Annotated in this window: 1 rRNA gene; it reads right to left on the bottom strand. The window is 57.9% G+C overall.

Annotation, left to right across the window (positions count from 1 at the left end):
* Nucleotides 1-358 precede the first annotated feature (358 nt).
* A 16S ribosomal RNA gene (locus ACIG47_RS26395) occupies nt 359-1883 on the bottom strand.
* Nucleotides 1884-2096 lie beyond the last annotated feature (213 nt).

Consider the following 2096-nt stretch of genomic DNA (forward strand, 5'->3'; position numbering starts at 1 on the left):
GACCCCCGAAGGGACAAGACCCCCGAAGGGACAAGACCCCCGAAGGGACAAGCTCGTGGCGCATGAGGCAGCCGGTTGCCTCAGGACCCAACAGTGTGCTCAGCAAGCCACCACCACCTGCGACCACCACGTTCCAACCCACCCAGCAAGGAGACAAGCCCCCCACCAACCAGGCGTACTAGCAGCAGCCACCAGCACGGTGACTCTTCGTCAATGTTCCACCCATGAGCAACCACCCCAGACGCGCACGGCCTGGGCCTGGCCTCTGCCACCAGCACCAGCATCACTCCGAAGAGCAGCCCCGCAGGGCACGCCGGCAACCCCGGTCTCCGGGGCCTGATGGAGATAAGCTCCTTAGAAAGGAGGTGATCCAGCCGCACCTTCCGGTACGGCTACCTTGTTACGACTTAGTCCCAATCGCCAGTCCCACCTTCGACCACTCCCTCCCACAAGGGGTTGGGCCGTGAGCTTCGGGTGTTACCAACTTTCGTGACTTGACGGGCGGTGTGTACAAGGCCCGGGAACGTATTCACCGCAGCGTTGCTGATCTGCGATTACTAGCGACTCCGACTTCACGGGGTCGAGTTGCAGACCCCGATCCGAACTGAGACCGGCTTTTTGGGATTCGCTCCACCTCACGGTATCGCAGCCCTCTGTACCGGCCATTGTAGCATGCGTGAAGCCCAAGACATAAGGGGCATGATGATTTGACGTCATCCCCACCTTCCTCCGAGTTGACCCCGGCAGTCTCCCATGAGTCCCCGGCATAACCCGCTGGCAACATGAGACAAGGGTTGCGCTCGTTGCGGGACTTAACCCAACATCTCACGACACGAGCTGACGACAACCATGCACCACCTGTGTACGAGTGTCCAAAGAGAACCCCATCTCTGGGGCTTTCTCGTACATGTCAAGCCTTGGTAAGGTTCTTCGCGTTGCATCGAATTAATCCGCATGCTCCGCCGCTTGTGCGGGCCCCCGTCAATTCCTTTGAGTTTTAGCCTTGCGGCCGTACTCCCCAGGCGGGGCACTTAATGCGTTAGCTACGGCACAGAACCAGTGGAACTGGCCCCACACCTAGTGCCCAACGTTTACGGCATGGACTACCAGGGTATCTAATCCTGTTCGCTCCCCATGCTTTCGCTCCTCAGCGTCAGTAACTGCCCAGAGACCTGCCTTCGCCATCGGTGTTCCTCCTGATATCTGCGCATTCCACCGCTACACCAGGAATTCCAGTCTCCCCTACAGCACTCCAGTCTGCCCGTACCCGATGCAAGCTCACAGTTGAGCCATGAGATTTCACACCAGACGCGACAGACCGCCTACGAGCTCTTTACGCCCAATAATTCCGGACAACGCTTGCGCCCTACGTATTACCGCGGCTGCTGGCACGTAGTTAGCCGGCGCTTCTTCTGCAGGTACCGTCACTTGCGCTTCTTCCCTGCTGAAAGAGGTTTACAACCCGAAGGCCGTCATCCCTCACGTGGCGTCGCTGCATCAGGCTTTCGCCCATTGTGCAATATTCCCCACTGCTGCCTCCCGTAGGAGTCTGGGCCGTGTCTCAGTCCCAGTGTGGCCGGTCGCCCTCTCAGGCCGGCTACCCGTCGACGCCTTGGTAGGCCATTACCCCACCAACAAGCTGATAGGCCGCGAGCCCATCCCCCACCGAAAAACTTTCCAACACCCACCATGCAGTGAGTGCTCATATCCGGTATTAGACCCCGTTTCCAAGGCTTATCCCGAAGTGGAGGGCAGGTTGCTCACGTGTTACTCACCCGTTCGCCACTGATCCACCCCTGCAAGCAGGAGCTTCACCGTTCGACTTGCATGTGTTAAGCACGCCACCAGCGTTCGTCCTGAGCCAGGATCAAACTCTCCGTAAAAGAGAAACATCCACACCCACTCACGTGAGCGCGAACAATGATACCGGCCAGATCAAAACCAAACTGGTTTCAATGATCCAGTCCAAAAAAGAGACCCCCGTCATCCCCGTCCACACCACCATTATGGCGATGCGACCTGAAACAAGAGAGTCAAATAATTGGCATTGACTATCAAGCACACTGTTGAGTTCTCAAACAACCGACGCACACCGT

The organism is Promicromonospora sp. NPDC052451 (assembly GCF_044547525.1).
Lineage (GTDB): Bacteria > Actinomycetota > Actinomycetes > Actinomycetales > Cellulomonadaceae > Promicromonospora.